Below are 16,530 nucleotides of genomic sequence, written 5' to 3'. Positions count from 1 at the left end.
TTTAAAAAAACAGATGTTACCGGGTTAATTTAGTGATGCCTTCGAAGCTTTTACAAGATAATTAATTTTCAGGATAGTAGACACAGATTACACTGATGAAACGACTGATATCGGAGGACTGTGTCAAAGATGAAAAAACCTCTCTACGATGAGACCTACAAAAAGAAGACCGTACAGTATGTGAAAGAGAGCGGTAAGGCGGTGGCGGAAGTCGCCCGCGAACTGAAGATCAAGGACAACACGTTGTATGGCTGGATGAAGAAGTTCGGCGGTGAGCCGGAAATCGCTCAGCATCAAGCGTTCAAGTCGGAAGATCACCAATTGCGGGAACTGCAAAAGCAAATACGAGAACTGCAAGAGGAGAACGAAATCTTAAAAAAGGCTATGCACTTCTTCGCGAAAGACCGTCGGTAAAATATACTTTCATCTACGAATACCGCTCCGAGTACCGGCTGGAGAAGTTGTGCAAAGTAATGAACGTATCTCGCAGCGGATATTACAAATGGCGTGATCGCCCGGAAAGCAAGCGAGAGCGCCAGCACAAAGAATGGACAGAGCAGGTCAAGGAAGTGTTCGACGATTCCCGTCAGCTTTATGGGAGTCCAAAAGTCACACAGAAGCTGCATCAGCAAGGAGTCAGCGTATCGGGACGGACCGTGACACGCATCATGAAGAAGCAAGAGTGGCGGTCTAGAACCGTCAAGAAATATAAAGCTACGACGAATTCCAAGCACAGCCTGCCGGTACAAGACAACGTGCTCAACCAAGACTTTACGGCAAGTAAACCGAATGAAAAATGGGTGACGGATATTACTTATGTCGCGACCGGGGAGGGCTGGCTGTATCTGGCAAGCGTAATGGATCTATACTCCCGCAAGATAGTCGGATGGCATATGGGTGACCGCATGACAAAAGAGCTGGTGCTGCAGGCGCTCAAGCAAGCCTACGGCCGTCAGCAGCCCGATGGAGAGGTGTTGCATCATTCCGACCGCGGCAGCCAGTACGCCTCCCAGGACTACCAAAAGCAGCTTCAGGTCTATTCAATGATCGGGAGCATGAGCCGAAAAGGGAATTGCTACGATAACGCTTGCATTGAATCTTTTCACAGTATCATCAAAAAGGAACTTATCTACTTGAACAAATATGAGACCCGTGCTGAAGCCGAGAAAAGCATCTTTGAGTACATCGAAGTTTTTTACAACAATGAGCGTATTCACTCGACGATCGGTTACTGCACGCCAACTGATTTTGAACGACAATACTACTTTAACACGGTAAATTGTTGAAATCTGTGTCTACTATATTGACAGAAGTCCACACTTGCCCATGTTTCGGCCAACCGCCGCTCCCCTTTCCTGCCAGCAGCTTCTTACTTCTACCTTGCCTACCATACCTCCTCGCCCTGCCTAAGGCTGCCAGTTTTAGTTTCCTCCGAAACGGGTAGGCCTATACGATTACAACGATTATTGCAGCAGCTTTTTGCGCAGGAGATCGGCGATCACTTTGTCGGATTTCATCAAACGGTCGTTCTGCGAATCGACAATGTCGGTGCCGCTCGACATCAATTTACCATAAGCCTCGTACAGGTCGGCGTACAGCTTCGAAACGTCTCCGAGAGTCTTGGCCTCCTCCGCGCGCAGAGCGCGGGAGCCGCCAACCTGGAGGCGCAGCAAATATTGCATGAGCTGGGCGAGCGAATCGAGCTTCGCCAAGCTGGTTTCGCCGTAGGCAAGCGCCAGATGATCGTGCGCGAACGAAGCCGAGTAAACGGCTTGATGGAGCGCGCCGAGCGAATCGGTATCCTTGAGCTTGCCGGTTTCCTGCAAGTAACTGCCGAGCAGCTCCATTTGAAAGAGGGATACTTGATACAGCAGCTTCTCCGCTTTTTCGGGCGGTGCCTTACGACCGATCAGCTCTGCGATCTGCAGAACGGGCCAGATGATCAGCACAGCTACGATCAAGTACATGAACAGCTTTTTTCTGAATCTTTTCAACCCGGGTCCCCCTCCTCTGCCTGCGGCGGACGGACGCCGCAGGAACCAAGCTCTCTTTGAGAGTGTATGGGCCCGGGGCAAAAGAAATAACCACGGAATCATCCGTGGTTATTGTATATGCGCTTGTAATTATTTTACCAATTCAGCTTGCTTTAATACCGGTGTTTCCACTTGCAGTTCGCCCAAACCGCGAACCAGTTTCTTTGCATGAGATACTTCCGGCTTCAGCACGGACAGCATGTGCTCGATCGCGAGTTGAGGGTCTACCGTCTCGCCACAAGTATAGCAGTCAAGGGCAGCAAATCCTCTCTCAGGATACGTATGAATGGAGAGATGACTTTCCGACAACATGACCAGAACGGTTGCCCCTTGGGGCTCAAATTGTTTGGATTGTACCGACAAAACGGTTGCTCCGCATACCTCAGCAGCTTCTACCATTTGCGCTTGTAACCATTCAGCATTGTTGAGAAGTTCAAAATCTACTCCCCAAGTGTCTACAGCTACGTGTCTTCCGAAAGTTGAATATTCCATCTTCCGGTTCCCCCTTCCTAGGAATAAAATGTTTTGAAAATTTCATCCGCTAGGACCTACGTCATTCACTTCCCGAGGGAATAATCTCTCGCAACATTACATGTCCTGAGTGAATCCTGGTTCCTATTTTGTTTTCAACGAAGATAAAAATAACATCTATTGAACAGAAATGCAACCCTTTTTTTTGCACAGGCCATATTTACCTGCCGCAGGGCGGCACACAACAATAAATTATGCCCGAAGCCCGCCCGGGGTGTAAGCAGCGAAGCGCCGGACAAGCCCAACTTTTCCGTTTTTTTTAAAATACAAAAAAACTCTTCCCTGCCCTTGTTATGGGCGATCAGGAAGAGCTTTTTCCGCTATAATCGAGAAGTCCAAAAGAATATATGTTAAGCTTCGAGTACGAACAAGCGATGGGTAAGTTTGTGCAAACGCCCGTCGATATGCTCGCGGATGGCGGCTTCTTGCATCTCGTTTCTCATGTCGAGCAGATGATTCACTTGGGCTTTGAGCATTTGGATTTCCTGCTCCACCTCATTCTTATGGAACAGCTGCTCCAATTGTCCGACGGTGTCCCGATATTCGTAAATTACTTTTTCCGCGGCGTCCTTTTTCTCGGTAATCCGGATAACTGCGCCTTGCTTGTACGTATAAACCATTGTGTATGCTGCATAAATGCGATGCACAACAGCGTCGCCTCTAAATTCGGCTACGGCTTTGCGCATCAGGTTAACCAAATTTTTGTTGCGGATGCGGCATGTTCCCCGGCATACATACAAGTTCATTTCACGTTGGAACGACAGCACGATTTCTTCGCCGGCGTCGTCCGGCAATACCACCTCTTGATTTCCGTTTTCGAGTACTTTGACTTGCAGAGAGGCTCCGTGATCGACAAACATCCGAATGAACTTGGCCATCTCGGCTTCCGTAAGCTGCAGGCAGGTTTTGACGTATTCGGTCGCTAACCTAATTGCCATAAAAATCCCTCGATTCATTTTTTTCAAACCATATGTCTGTGAGCCTGATTCTATTGTCTATATACATTATACTACATAATTATTTAATATTCCTGCCGGGCAGCCATTGATTTTCGCCGGAAATCAGAAAATTCCGCGTTTTCCTCGCAGGAGGGCGGCATAAAAGCTTAAAAACTCGTTTTACCTCCTTTTGTTCCGCAGTTCCCTGCGGCGCTGACGATGAAAAAACAATTCGTATAACACCGGCACGATAACCAGCGTCAGCAGCGTCGATGTAACCAAGCCCCCGATCACGACGACGGCTAGCCCTTTGGAAATCAAACTGCCCTCCGATTCGGTCAACGCCAAAGGAATCAACGCGCAGACGGTAGCGAATGCGGTCATCAGAATAGGACGCAGTCGCGTTTTGCCCGCTTCGATAAGCGCCTCGCGTATGTTTAACCCGCTGTCGCGGTTTTGACGCACCCGGTCGATCAGCACGATCGCGTTCGTCACGACGATGCCGACCAGCATCAACAGACCGATCATGGCGCTGACCGACAGCGGCTCGCCGATCATATACAGGCCGAAAGCTGCGCCGACCGGGACGAACAGCAGTGAAGACAAGATGATGAAAGGAACGCGCGCTTGGCCAAAGGTGACGAGCATAACCAAATAAACCAACCCGATGGCAGCGGCAATCGCCACGCCCAGATCCTTAAACGTCTTCTCCGTCTCGTCGCTGCCGCCGCCGAAACCGAGCGTAACACCTTCCGGCAGCGGGACAGCAGAAGCCGCGTCCTTCACGTCCTGCGTCACTTGACTAATGTTGTTTCCGGTCAGCTCCGCGCTGACCGCGGCATAAGGCTTGCCGTCCAGCTTCTGAATCGCGGATACGGTATCGGATGCTTCGACGGCTGCTATATCGCGAAGCAGCACCGGGCCTTTCTTACCAAACAGCGACATTTGCTCCAGCTCAGCCGCATTGGCGGGGCCCGCCGTATAAATGGCCTCCAGCTTTTGCGGCTTGCCGTCCAGCTTGTACGTGCCGATCTCGACCGGTTTGGTCCGGTCCGCGACGACTCCAAGCACCAACTGGGGGTCGACTCCTGCCGCGGCGGCTTTCCCAGGATCGATGCGGACGGCCCACTGCCGCTGTTTTTCGCGGAAATTGTTTTGAACCGAGCGCAGATAAGGCATCTGCTTCAGCCGGTCCTCCATCCGCTTGGCGGCTTCTCCCAGCCGGTCCGGCTGGCTGCCGAACAGCCGGACTTCGACGCTTGTTCCGGTCATGGGGCCGCCGGAGCTCATTGCCTGCACCGTTACGGTTCCCTCCGGCGAGCTCTTTTTTACGATGGCATCCATCTTGACCACGAGCGTCTTCACGACGGCTTCGATATCGGCCGAGCGATTCACGCTCATCATGTATTGCGCCCGATTCTCCTGCTTGAGACCGGAACGGTAATCAAGCCCGCCGATGGTTGTAAATACGTATTCGAAAACGTCCGCCTGTTCGCGGAGCATCTTTTCAATATCTTTGGATATTTCGTTCGTTTTCTGAAGCTGGGAAGCAGGCGGCAGCTGTACTCCGGCGGCGACGATCCGCTGCTTTTCGTTCGGCAAAAAAATAAATCCGAGCTTCGGCACCAGCAGAAGCGACCCGGCAAGCACCGCCAGCGAAACGGCGATGACGGTCCATTTGTGCCGCAGCGCCGAGGCGAGCACTGCCGCGTACCCCCGCTGCAGCGCGCTTTCCCGCTCCTCCGTCTCCCGGATGCGCCCGAACGAAGCTTTGGCCAAAATCGGAACGAGCGTAACGGCGACAAGCAGCGAAGCGACGAGCGCAAAGACGACAGTCAGCGCAAACGGCTTAAAAAACGTCCCGGTAATTCCCCCCACGAAGCCGAGCGGCAAAAACACGACGACGGTCGTCAAGGTGGACGATGTGATCGCGCCCATAATCTCTTTGGTCGCATCCAGCGTAATTTGCGTCCGGTCTTCGCCGGGCTTTCTTCGGCTCATGCGTCTGTAAATATTTTCGATCACCACAATGCTGTCGTCGACCACCCGCCCTACCGCAATGGCCATGCCGCCCAGCGTCATGACGTTCAGGGTGATGTCCATGCGATTTAAAATGATCGATGCGATTAATAAAGACAAAGGAATGGATAAGACGGCGATGAGCGTTGCTCTTAGATTCCTCAGAAACAGCAGCACCGCCAAAGAGGCGAACAGCGCTCCGTACAGTCCTTCTCTCTGCAGGCTTTCGACCGACTTTTTGATCCCTTCCGACTGATCGAAAGCGAGCGCGTAATCGATCCGGTCCCGATGCTTGTTCAGCACGGCAAATGCCTGATCGGCGATTTGGACCGTATTGGCATCTTGTTTTTTGGAAATGGATAGAGCCAGGGCGCTTTTGTCGTTGTAACGAACCAGCTCGGACGCTTCCTCTATCGGCTGCACAGCGGCGATATCTTCAAGCGCGATCTCTGTGGGGACAGGCGGGAAACCCGTTTGTACCTCGATCGCAAGCCGCTTCAATTCCTGAATGCCGGCGGCGCGCTGCTCGACTCGGACCGGGATGACCAGTTCGTTCTCAACCACGGAACCGGCCGGGAAGGATAAAAATAGCCCCTGCACTTTTTGCTGAATTTGGGTTAAGGTTAGATTATATGCTTTGGCTTTGGCAGGATCGACGGCAATTCGGATATAACTTTCTTTTAAGCCGCCTGCCGCCACGCTGCTGACGCCAGGGATTTTTTCCAGTTCCGGCTGAATGTCCTGAACGATAAGCTCCTCAATGGAATCGCTCTGCTTCGAGAATACGGCCAAGTTCAGGATAGGCAGCACGCTGAAATTCAATCGCGTCACTTTGGGCGTCACGCCTTCGGGAAGCTTCAGCCCCTTGAACACGTCCTCTGCCTGACGGGAGGCCAGCTCCATATCCGTCCCGATCAGGTACTTCATTTGCACCACGGCGAAGCTTTCCATCGATTGGCTCGTTAATGATTCCAGGCCGCTGAGCGCTTTCAAGCTTCGTTCCAGCTCGCGCGTCACCCGCTCCTCCACATCGGCGGGAGCTGCCCCGGGATACACGGCCTGCACCGTTAACGTGGGTAGTTCCACATCCGGCAGCAAGTCCACTTTCAGGGACGTGAAAGCGTATATCCCGCCGAGCATAAGTAGGATTGAGCCTAACAGGATGGCGGCCGCATTTTTTAAGCTGAAACGAGTTAACAGGTTCAATTCGCTCTGACGCTCCTCGCTCGGGATGTGGAATCCAAAGTCTCTTGCTCCAAGTTTGGGGCAAAAGGCGGCAGATTATACGAAGGAGGAATCCGCTGGATGAAAAATCATTGTATTGGTTTGCGCCATACGGTCGGTGGGCTGGTCGCCGAGATCTTGCTTGCACTTGCCAAAGATCAAGCTTAAAAAGGCTATTCCCGTTTACCGGTACAAGAAACCGGAAATCGAGGAATAGCCTTTTTGGTTTTCTGCCCTTGGAGGGCAGCGTATTAATGTTCTTGCTCGGAGGATTCGGACTGCGTCTCGGGCTGTCCCTCCACTGCCGTATCGGCGCCATAGCCGATCTTCTGTTCGATGATCTGCCACAGCTCGTCTTTCCCGAGTCCCAATTCGGATGAAAATAGGACAACCGGGTCCGACTTGTCCGCTCCCAGTGTTTCCTTGACGATCTTCATATGCTGCTGCCACTTGCTGCGCGGAATTTTATCCGCTTTCGTCGTCACGATGCAAATCGGCGTGCCGTGATGCTTCAGCCACGAATACATGGCTTGATCGTCTTTGGACGGCGGATGGCGAAGATCGATTATGAGCAGGACCAGCTTCAAAAATTCCCGGTGGAGCAAATAATTTTCGATAAATTTGCCCCATTTTTCACGTTCAGTTTTGGACACCTGCGCATACCCATACCCCGGCAAATCGACGAAGAACAAATCGGAATTAATTTTGTAATAGTTCAACTGCTGGGTTTTGCCGGGCTTGGAGCTGGTACGGGCCAAGTTTTTACGGTTGATCATCCGGTTGATCAGCGAAGACTTCCCTACATTGGAACGCCCTGCCAAAGCAATCTCCGGCAAGGCATCCGTAGGATACTGGCTCGGACCAACCGCGCTGATGATGAATTCAGCTTGATTGACCTTCATACGTTTCACTCATTTCTTGGTGGAGCGTTGGAAAGGATGAAGTTCGTAAAAAATCATTCTGATCTGCCGGGCCGGAAAAATATTTCCGCTCCACCGCTCTTGAAATTCAAGTTGTCTATTATAGTCCTTAGCGGATACAACTTGATTTCAAAGGCGGCCGTAAACTTTCCGCGAAAATACTTTTCCTCACGTTGTCTGAAATGAATGATAATGACGAACCCCCATCCCTCCCAACGCCTGTTATTATACGCCTACAGGCTTGACCAGAGCGTGTTCGAGCACTTCATCCATATGCGCGACCGGGATGAACGTCAGCTCGGAGCGCACGCTCTCGGGAATTTCTTCGATGTCTTTGGCATTATCCTTCGGCAGCAAAACCGTGCGGATGCCCGCGCGGTGAGCGGCGAGAGCTTTTTCCTTCAGGCCGCCGATCGGGAGCACGCGGCCGCGAAGCGTGATCTCTCCCGTCATTGCGACGTGACGCGAAACCGGAATATTGGTCAAAGCCGAGATGAGCGCCGTGCCCATCGTAATGCCGGCGGACGGGCCATCCTTCGGGATGGCGCCTTCCGGAATGTGTACGTGGATATCGTATTTTTCATGGAAGTCCGGCTGAATGCCGAATTGCTCGACCCGCGAACGGGTGTAGCTGAAAGCCGCCTGAGCGGATTCCTTCATGACGTCTCCGAGTTTCCCGGTAAGTGTTAGCTTGCCGCTGCCAGGCATCACCGTCACTTCGATAACGAGCGTGTCGCCGCCGACTTCCGTCCAGGCAAGCCCGGTCACCGCGCCGACCTGATCGTGCTCCTCTGCCATACCGTAGCGGAATTTCGGCTGACCAAGGTACTCTTTCAGGTTGTCGGCCTTCACATGCACGGCAGTCGCCCCGCCGACGATTTCCTTGGCCGCCTTCCGACAGATAGACGAAACTTGCTGCTCCAGGTTGCGGACGCCCGCCTCGCGCGTATACTCGCGCACCGTGCTCATAAGCGCGTCCTCGTCTACGACGAGCTGGCCGTCCTGCAAACCGTGGTTCTCCTGCTGCTTCGGCAGCAAGTAGTTGCGCGCGATGTGCAGCTTTTCAATTTCCGTGTACCCCGGAATGTACAGCACTTCCATCCGATCGAGCAGCGGCCGCGGGATGTTGTGTATGGCGTTGGCCGTCGTTACGAACATGACGTTGGACAGGTCGAACGGCACTTCGACGAAGTGGTCGCTGAACGTGCTGTTTTGTTCCGGGTCCAGTACTTCCAGCAGAGCGGAAGCCGGGTCGCCGCGAAAATCCATCGCCATTTTATCGATTTCGTCCAGCAGAAAGACGGGGTTGTTTGTTCCCGCATTTTTCATCCCTTGAATAATCCGACCCGGCATCGCGCCCACATACGTACGGCGGTGTCCACGGATTTCCGCTTCGTCGCGCACGCCGCCCAAGGAAATGCGCATGAACTGCCGGCCGAGCGACCTGGCGATCGAACGGGCGATCGACGTCTTCCCGACCCCGGGAGGACCGACGAGGCATAGAATCGGTCCTTTGAGCTTCTTGACCAGCTTTTGTACGGCCAAATATTCAAGGACACGCTCTTTCGGCTTCTCCAAGCCGTAATGATCCTGATTCAAAATTTCCTCGGCCTTGCGGATATCGAGGTCGTCTTCGGTCGATTGGGCCCAAGGCAAGCCAAGCAGCCAGTCGATGTAGTTGCGGATGACCGAGCCTTCGGCGGAAGTCGCCGGCATTTTTTCAAGCCGATCGATTTCCTTCTCGATCTTTTCCTTCACCTTCTCAGGCACGTCGCTTTGCGCGAGCTGGTTGCGCAGCTCCACGACCTCGCCGGCCCGTCCTTCTTTGTCCCCGAGCTCCTTCTGAATCGCCTTCATTTGCTCGCGCAAATAATATTCCTTCTGCGTCTTCTCCATCTGCTTCTTGACGCGCTGGCTGATCTTGCGTTCGAGCTCGAGCACCTCGCGCTCATTGTTCAGGATGCCGAGCAGCTTTTCAAGCCGCAGCCGGACATCGACCGTTTCCAAAATTTCTTGCTTATCTTTAATTTTTAACGATAAATGACTGCAAATCACGTCCGCGAGCCGCCCCGGTTCGTCAATGTCGGATACGGCGGCCAACGTTTCCGGGGTCACTTTTTTCGAAAGATTGATATAATTTTCAAATTGGTTCAGCACCGTGCGCATCAACGCGTCGATTTCGGGATCGGACGTTTCCTGCTCAGGGAGTTCCCTGACGTGTACCTCGTAGTATTCGTCGTTTACCAGAAATTCCGCAATTTCGGCGCGAACGACGCCTTCCACAAGCACGCGGATCGTTCCGTTCGGCAGCTTGAGCATTTGCCGCACTTTCGATATCGTGCCAATCCGGTAAATATCCTCGGTTTTCGGCTCCTCGATATTCACCTCGGATTGTGAGCACAGCAGGATCATGCTGTCTTCGACCATAGCCTTCTCCAGGGCCCGTACCGACTTTTCCCTGCCCACGTCCAAATGCAGAACCATGCTCGGATACACCAGCAGCCCCCGGAGCGGAAGCAGCGGCAAGCGTCGCAATTTCTGTTTGCTCGTTCCCATCCGCGAGCACCTCCAGACTATACTTACATACATGTGATTTACATTTTATCAAAATTGATTTTAAAACACCAATCGGGTCGACGGTTTCCGCTCTTACGAATAAAGAGACGCCAACCACTCTATTCGAGCGCATCGGCGTGCAAAATCGTAACGGAGGCGCCGCTGACTGTCTCTTGAGGCATGGCAGGAGGCTCGGCAGCCAAATGGGCGCTTTCAATACCGAGAGCGTGATGAAGCAGTTCCTCTACCGAGTCGACCGGAATGACTTCCAATCCGTTAAGTCCCGCAAAAACTTCCTGCCAGTTTTCCTTCGGAATGATGACTTTGGTCGCTCCAGCCTGAAAAGCAGCCTCGACTTTGGCAATAACGCCTCCTACCGGTTTAACCTTGCCGTGAATGCTGATTTCGCCGGTCATCGCCAGATGGTTGTCGACCGGAATCCGTTTGATGGCGGAAGCAATCGCTACGGCCATCGATACGCCGGCCGACGGTCCGTCGATCGGAATGCCGCCCGGAAAATTGATATGCATGTCGTAATCGTATGGATGTAAGCCGAGCCGTCGCAGGACGGTAAGCACGTTTTCGACGGAACCGCGCGCCATGCTTTTGCGACGTAACGTCCGCGACCCGCCGCCCATCTCTTCCTCATCGACGACACCGGTAATCGTAAAATGCCCCGTGCCCGGCTGCACCGCCGGAATGGCGGTCACTTCAATGTCAAGCAGCATTCCGAGATTCGGTCCGTATACGGCCAATCCGTTAACCAACCCGATTTCCGGACGCTGGGAAATTTTTTTCTCCGGCCTCGGCGGAATTTGCGAGCTGTTGACAACCCATTCGATGTCGGCGGCCGACAGCTCTCGGCGCTGGTCGGTCAGCGCTATCCCTGCCGCAAGCTGAATAATGTTTACCGCTTCGCGCCCGTTGGTCGCATATTTCTTAACGACTTCAATCGCGGAAGGACAGTCGGGAAATCCGATTTTTTTCAGCGCTTTGGTGGCAATCGAGCCGATTTCTTCCGGCAACAGCGGACGGAAATAAAGTTCCATACAGCGCGAGCGGATTGCCGGAGGCAGCTCTTGCGGGTTGCGTGTCGTTGCCCCTACAAGCCGGAAATCCGCAGGCAGGCCGTTCTGGAACACGTCGTGAATATAACTCGGCACATTCGTGTCTTCGGAATTGTAATATGCGCTTTCCAAAAATACTTTGCGATCTTCAAGCACCTTTAATAATTTATTCATTTGGTGCGGATGCAATTCACCAATCTCGTCAATGAACAAAATCCCTCCGTGCGCCTTCGTTACCGCCCCGGGTTTCGGCTGCGGAATACCGGCAACTCCCATAGCTCCCGCTCCTTGATAGATCGGATCGTGAACCGAGCCGATTAGCGGGTCGGCAATGCCCCGCTCATCAAATCGCGCCGTCGTCGCATCGATCTCGGTAAATTTGGCGTCCGGACGAAACGGCGATTCCGGATTTTTCTTCGCTTCCTCCAATACGACGCGGGCAGCGGCTGTTTTGCCGACGCCAGGCGGACCGTAGATGATCACGTGCTGCGGATTGGCGCTGCACAGCGCCGCTTTCAGGGCACGCAGCCCTTCCTTTTGCCCGACGATGTCGTCCATGGCAGTCGGTCTTGTTTTTTCGGCTAACGGTTTATTTAAAGAGACGGATCGCAGCCTGCGCAGCTTCTCCAGCTCTTTCTTCGATTCCTTGTCGACGGCGGAACGGTTCGTCTGCTGATTGCGAAGCAAATTCCAAAAATACATACCGATAACGATGGCAAAAAACAACTGGATAACCATCAAAACCACACTGATATTCAATCTAATCCCTCCTATTGCTCACGGCCGCCTGACCAGCCGCTACGGCATTCATATAATTGGTAGTATTGCCCTGTCATAGTAGCATTAATCGCTGTGCTTTAAGAAACTTTTTGGGGAATGCTACAACCATGTGATACGAATTAAGCTGCGGACGATTTTTCGCGAAAGGATTGAGCGGCGGATGTCGAGGCTGAATCTATGGAGCCGGGCAATGAAACTTGCCGTTGCCGCAATGCTGGCGCTGACCGTTCTGACTTTTCAAGCCGGACATGCGGAAGCATCGGTGCCCGAATCCTGGTACTTGCCGGAGCTAAAATCTGCCAATCCCGCCATATCGAGCGTCGACGTCTTAATCGATGTAGGTCACGGCGGAATCGACGGGGGCACCTCGTACGGTGAGTTACTGGAGAAAGATATTAATTTGGCGATCGGTAAAAAAACGTACGAGACGTTGCGCAGAAAAGGGTACGTCGTCTTAATGAACCGGATGGACGATTACGCGCTAAGCGGAGAAAACTTATGGTTAAAAACTCGTTCGAGACATATCAAGGACTTGGCTCAGCGCAGCCATCTGTGCAATGAGGTCAAGCCCAAAATCATGATCAGTCTGCACGTCAACTCTGCCCGCAATTCCTCCAAACGAGGCGCGATCCTCATTCATCAAGCGAAACCGCAAAGCAAGCAACTCGCCAAAGCCGTGCAAGCAGCGATGAATGCGCTATATGGTACGGGCGACAAGTCTGTGCCGGGCCGGACGTTTTATTTGTTGAAGTATTCGAAAGCGCCAACGGTTATCGTCGAGATGGGCTTCCTTACAAATGCCGATGACCGCCGGATGCTATCCGAGGCCCAGTCCCAGCAGCGCATTGCGGACGCCATCGCTGCGGGCGTTGAGCAGTATATGCAGCAGCAACAATAGTAAAAGACCGCATAGCAAGCCGATTTCACGGCAGTTCGCGGTCTTTTTTTTGCATTGGGGTAAATTATTTCATCAATTGCGACGCCGGTACAAAATGTCCGCCAAGCTGCTGCAGAGTCGGAATCGATTGCTTTAAAATTTCGGAGGTATGCTTCCCCGGCGGACCGACGTGGCCGATGACAATCGTGCTGTCATTGTCGCGGACAAGCTTTTGCAGCTTTACCGCTTGCTTGAGAATATGGTTCCGGGTGTAGGTATCATCCATAAACAAATTGTTTTCCGCCGTGCGCACGCCCATTTCTTTCGCCAGCTTACCAATGACGCTCTTGTCGGTCGTCCGGCTATCCAAAAAATACAAGTTGCGCTCTTTGCATACGGTCAGCACAATGCGCATGACCCTTTCGTTGGATGTGGCCTTCGATCCCATGTGGTTATTGATGCCTACCGCATGCGGCACATCCTCAATGGCGGCAATGACTCTGCGGCGAATTTCATCATCGGGCAGCCTCGTCGATATCGCTCCCGGACCAAGCCACTCCGGCTTTCCGTTCCGCGGCTCCATCGGCAGATGTACGATAACTTCCTTGCCCAGCTTATGCGCCCATTCCGCATCGCGTTTCGTTGTTGGCAAAAAAGGCATGACCGCCGCAACAAACGGAATCGGCAGCTCCATCATTTGCTCGGTGCCCGCTTGACCGTTACCGAAATCGTCGATAACGACGGCAATTTGCTTCGTTTCTGCCACCGGTTCGATAGCAGTGTACTGTCCAACTGCGGTTGCCGGAATGATGACGCATAGACAAAGCCATCCTGCGACGGACACCCACCATTTCCTTCTCATGGACCGTACCCCCTTATCCGTAATTTCCTAGCTTCATTGTTTGCAGTACGCCAGAAACCTATACAAACGGTTTCCAAGGGGTCCCAGCCGATTGGAAGCTTAGTCTACGGTGTTGAGGAGCTCCCGATTTTCTTTGACGCCAAGCTTTAAACAAACAAAATACACCCGCCAATGCCGGGCGGGAAGCCGTAACGCTTCCCTCCGCTTGCAATGTGCGGGTGTAGTTATGATGTGCCGTATTAAATCGCCGTGTGATGCTTTCGGCCGGGAATCTCGCCCGTACGCTCAAAATGCTCGACGATAATATCGATTTCCTTCTTCAGCTCGGACAGCAGCTCGGCTTCCGGTACTTTGCGGATCATTTCGCCGTAACGGAACAACAAGCCTTCACCGCGGGCGCCAGCAATGCCGATATCGGCTTCCCTGGCTTCACCCGGGCCGTTAACCGCGCAGCCAAGTACGGATACTTTGATCGGCACCTTCAGCTTGGAGATATACTCTTCCACCTCATTCGCGATAGAAAACAGATCGATATCCAATCGTCCGCAAGTCGGGCAAGAAACCAAGGTGGCGGCGTTCGTGATCAACCCGAACGATTTCAGCAGCTCGCGGCATACCTTGACTTCCTCAACCGGGTCGGCGCTGAGCGAAATCCGGATCGTTGAACCGAGCCCCATGCTTAGCAGCGCACCCAAGCCTGCGGCGCTCTTCACAGTGCCGGAGAACAATGTCCCGGCCTCCGTAATGCCAAGGTGCAGCGGGTAACGGAAGGCTGCCGCGGCTTTCGTATAAGCGGCAATCGCCATCGGGACGTCGGATGCCTTCAACGAGACGATGATATCACGAAAATCGAGCTCTTCGAGAATGCTGATATGATACAGGGCACTTTCGACCATCGCTTCCGGCGTCGGATAGCCGTACTTTTCCAGCAAGTGGTTCTCAAGCGAACCGGCGTTGACGCCGATCCGGATCGGAATTCCCCGCTCCTTGCAGGCCTTAACGACGGCTTCTACCCTCTCGCGGCGGCCAATGTTCCCCGGATTAATTCTTACTTTGTCAATCCCGTTCTCAATGGCCTGCAAAGCGAGTCGGTAGTCAAAATGAATGTCAGCCACAAGCGGAATCGAGATCTGCTTCTTGATTTCTTTAATCGCTTCCGCCGCTTCCTTATTGTTGACTGTAACGCGGACGATCTGGCATCCCGCTTCCTCCAGCCGATGAATCTCGGCCACCGTAGCCTTTACATCCGCCGTCTTGGTCGTACACATGCTCTGGATAATCACGTCATTGCTGCCGCCGATGGTTAGATTGCCGACTTTAACCGGAACCGTTTCCGTTCTATGGAACATGTGTTTTCTTCTCTCCCATGATGCCAAACATCCTCCGCTCCGGGGGACGAATCAATCGGTCCCTGCGGATTGGAGGCGTTTGGTTTTTTTATATATCCGGCGCTTACGCGCTTTCTTCTTTTTTCTTCATGGACTGGCCGTCCGCTGCGGTGATCTGAGGTATGATCTTCGCTTGTACGGCTTCCTTGGTCACGATGCATTTGGAGTTCTCCGTGCGGGATGGCGCCTCGTACATCACTTCCAGCATAATGCCTTCGATAATGGCGCGCAGCCCCCTCGCCCCGGTATTGCGCTTAATCGCTTCTTTCGCAATTTCCTCCAGCGCCTCCGGTTCGAATTCAAGGGACACGTTATCCATCTCCAGCATCTTTTGATACTGCTTGACAAGAGCATTTTTAGGCTCGGTCAAGATGCGGACAAGCGCTGCTTCGTCCAGCGGCTCCAGCGTCGAGATGACCGGCAGACGGCCCACGAATTCCGGAATCAAACCAAATTTCAGCAAGTCTTCCGGAAGCACAAGGGACAAATATTCGCCCGGCTTCAGGTCGGCTTTATGACCGTCCGTGCCGAAGCCGATCACTTTTTTGCCGATCCGGCGCTTAATGATCTGTTCAAGCCCGTCGAATGCCCCGCCGCAAATAAACAGGATGTTCGTCGTATCAATTTGGATGAATTCTTGATGAGGATGCTTGCGTCCGCCTTGAGGCGGTACGGATGCAACCGTGCCTTCCAAAATTTTCAGAAGGGCTTGCTGTACGCCTTCGCCCGAAACGTCGCGGGTGATGGACGGATTTTCCGATTTGCGGGCCACTTTATCGATTTCATCGATATAAATAATACCGCGCTCGGCTTTTTCCACATCGTAATCAGCCGCTTGAATGAGCTTCAGCAAAATGTTTTCGACGTCTTCCCCTACGTATCCGGCTTCCGTCAAAGACGTCGCGTCGGCGATCGCAAACGGGACGTTCAAAATTTTGGCCAGCGTTTGAGCCAGCAGCGTTTTCCCGCTGCCCGTCGGACCTACAAGGACGATGTTCGACTTTTGCAGTTCGACATCTTCGAGCTTGCTTTGCTGCGAGTTGATCCGTTTGTAATGGTTGTATACGGCAACCGACAGCGATTTTTTGGCCTGTTCCTGCCCGATGACGTAGGAATCCAGAATTGCGCGGATTTCCTTCGGCTTCGGCACGTCTTTCAGGTCGAGCTCTTCCTCGTGACCCAATTCTTCCTCAACGATTTCCGTGCAAAGCTCGATGCACTCGTCGCATATATAAACGCCGGGCCCGGCAACCAGCTTGCGCACCTGCTCCTGGGATTTGCCGCAGAACGAGCACTTGAGCTGGCCTTTTTCATCGTTAAATTTAAACATGGGAT

The 16,530-nt window shown here is 52.9% G+C and carries 12 protein-coding genes; 2 read left to right on the top strand and 10 right to left on the bottom strand.

Annotated features, from left to right (window positions below; genetic code table 11):
• Nucleotides 1-129 precede the first annotated feature (129 nt).
• Nucleotides 130-1,286, top strand: a protein-coding gene (locus tag NLX71_RS20140; protein ID WP_254365557.1) for an IS3 family transposase whose coding sequence is annotated in 2 segments (ribosomal slippage) — nt 130-385 and nt 385-1,286 — 1,158 coding nt in all. Because the reading frame shifts where the segments join, the coding sequence is not laid out codon by codon here.
• A gap of 177 nt (nt 1,287-1,463) precedes the next feature.
• On the opposite strand, the gene NLX71_RS20135 is transcribed toward NLX71_RS20140, so the two are convergent.
• The 7 genes from NLX71_RS20135 to lonB form a co-directional block, all read right to left on the bottom strand.
• Complete coding sequence (locus NLX71_RS20135) at nt 1,464-1,994, bottom strand: S-adenosylmethionine decarboxylase (RefSeq protein WP_254365553.1); 531 nt, start codon at nt 1,992-1,994, stop codon at nt 1,464-1,466.
• Between the two features lie 129 nt (nt 1,995-2,123).
• Nucleotides 2,124-2,525: an adenosylmethionine decarboxylase gene (gene speD / locus NLX71_RS20130; RefSeq protein ID WP_254365552.1), complete on the bottom strand. Its 402-nt coding sequence runs from the start codon at nt 2,523-2,525 to the stop codon at nt 2,124-2,126.
• 389 nt (nt 2,526-2,914) lie between these two features.
• Nucleotides 2,915-3,502 (bottom strand): non-ribosomal peptide synthetase module, encoded by a 588-nt coding sequence (locus NLX71_RS20125; protein ID WP_254365551.1) that lies wholly within the window; start codon nt 3,500-3,502, stop codon nt 2,915-2,917.
• A gap of 180 nt (nt 3,503-3,682) precedes the next feature.
• Entirely contained in the window at nt 3,683-6,727 is a 3,045-nt protein-coding gene (locus tag NLX71_RS20120; protein ID WP_254365550.1) for an efflux RND transporter permease subunit, read from the bottom strand.
• Between the two features lie 269 nt (nt 6,728-6,996).
• Entirely contained in the window at nt 6,997-7,647 is a 651-nt protein-coding gene (gene yihA, locus NLX71_RS20115) for a ribosome biogenesis GTP-binding protein YihA/YsxC (RefSeq protein WP_254365549.1), read from the bottom strand.
• 243 nt (nt 7,648-7,890) lie between these two features.
• Nucleotides 7,891-10,221 carry an endopeptidase La gene (gene lon / locus NLX71_RS20110; RefSeq protein WP_254365548.1) on the bottom strand — a complete coding sequence of 777 codons (2,331 nt, stop codon included), beginning with the start codon at nt 10,219-10,221 and terminating at the stop codon, nt 7,891-7,893.
• A 119-nt stretch (nt 10,222-10,340) separates the two neighbouring features.
• Nucleotides 10,341-12,047 carry an ATP-dependent protease LonB gene (gene lonB / locus NLX71_RS20105; RefSeq protein ID WP_254365547.1) on the bottom strand — a complete coding sequence of 569 codons (1,707 nt, stop codon included), beginning with the start codon at nt 12,045-12,047 and terminating at the stop codon, nt 10,341-10,343.
• 211 nt (nt 12,048-12,258) lie between these two features.
• Between lonB and NLX71_RS20100 the strand changes: the two genes are divergently transcribed.
• Nucleotides 12,259-12,966 (top strand): N-acetylmuramoyl-L-alanine amidase family protein, encoded by a 708-nt coding sequence (locus tag NLX71_RS20100; RefSeq protein ID WP_254365546.1) that lies wholly within the window; start codon nt 12,259-12,261, stop codon nt 12,964-12,966.
• Nucleotides 12,967-13,030: 64 nt separating this feature from the next.
• Here the strand turns inward: NLX71_RS20100 and NLX71_RS20095 are convergent, their stop codons facing one another.
• The 3 genes from NLX71_RS20095 to clpX all read right to left on the bottom strand — a co-directional run bounded on the left by NLX71_RS20095 (nt 13,031) and on the right by clpX (nt 16,525).
• Entirely contained in the window at nt 13,031-13,807 is a 777-nt protein-coding gene (locus NLX71_RS20095; protein ID WP_254365545.1) for a divergent polysaccharide deacetylase family protein, read from the bottom strand.
• 239 nt (nt 13,808-14,046) lie between these two features.
• Nucleotides 14,047-15,156 carry a flavodoxin-dependent (E)-4-hydroxy-3-methylbut-2-enyl-diphosphate synthase gene (gene ispG, locus NLX71_RS20090; protein ID WP_254365544.1) on the bottom strand — a complete coding sequence of 370 codons (1,110 nt, stop codon included), beginning with the start codon at nt 15,154-15,156 and terminating at the stop codon, nt 14,047-14,049.
• A 103-nt stretch (nt 15,157-15,259) separates the two neighbouring features.
• Nucleotides 15,260-16,525, bottom strand: coding sequence for an ATP-dependent protease ATP-binding subunit ClpX (clpX, locus tag NLX71_RS20085; protein ID WP_254365543.1), 1,266 nt, complete (start codon nt 16,523-16,525; stop codon nt 15,260-15,262).
• Nucleotides 16,526-16,530: the final 5 nt, after the last annotated feature.

The sequence above is a fragment of the Paenibacillus sp. MZ04-78.2 genome, assembly GCF_024213375.1.
Classification (GTDB): domain Bacteria; phylum Bacillota; class Bacilli; order Paenibacillales; family NBRC-103111; genus Paenibacillus_G.
The sequence above is the reverse complement of the archived record's forward strand: the minus strand, read 5'-3'. Positions and strand labels throughout refer to the sequence as shown.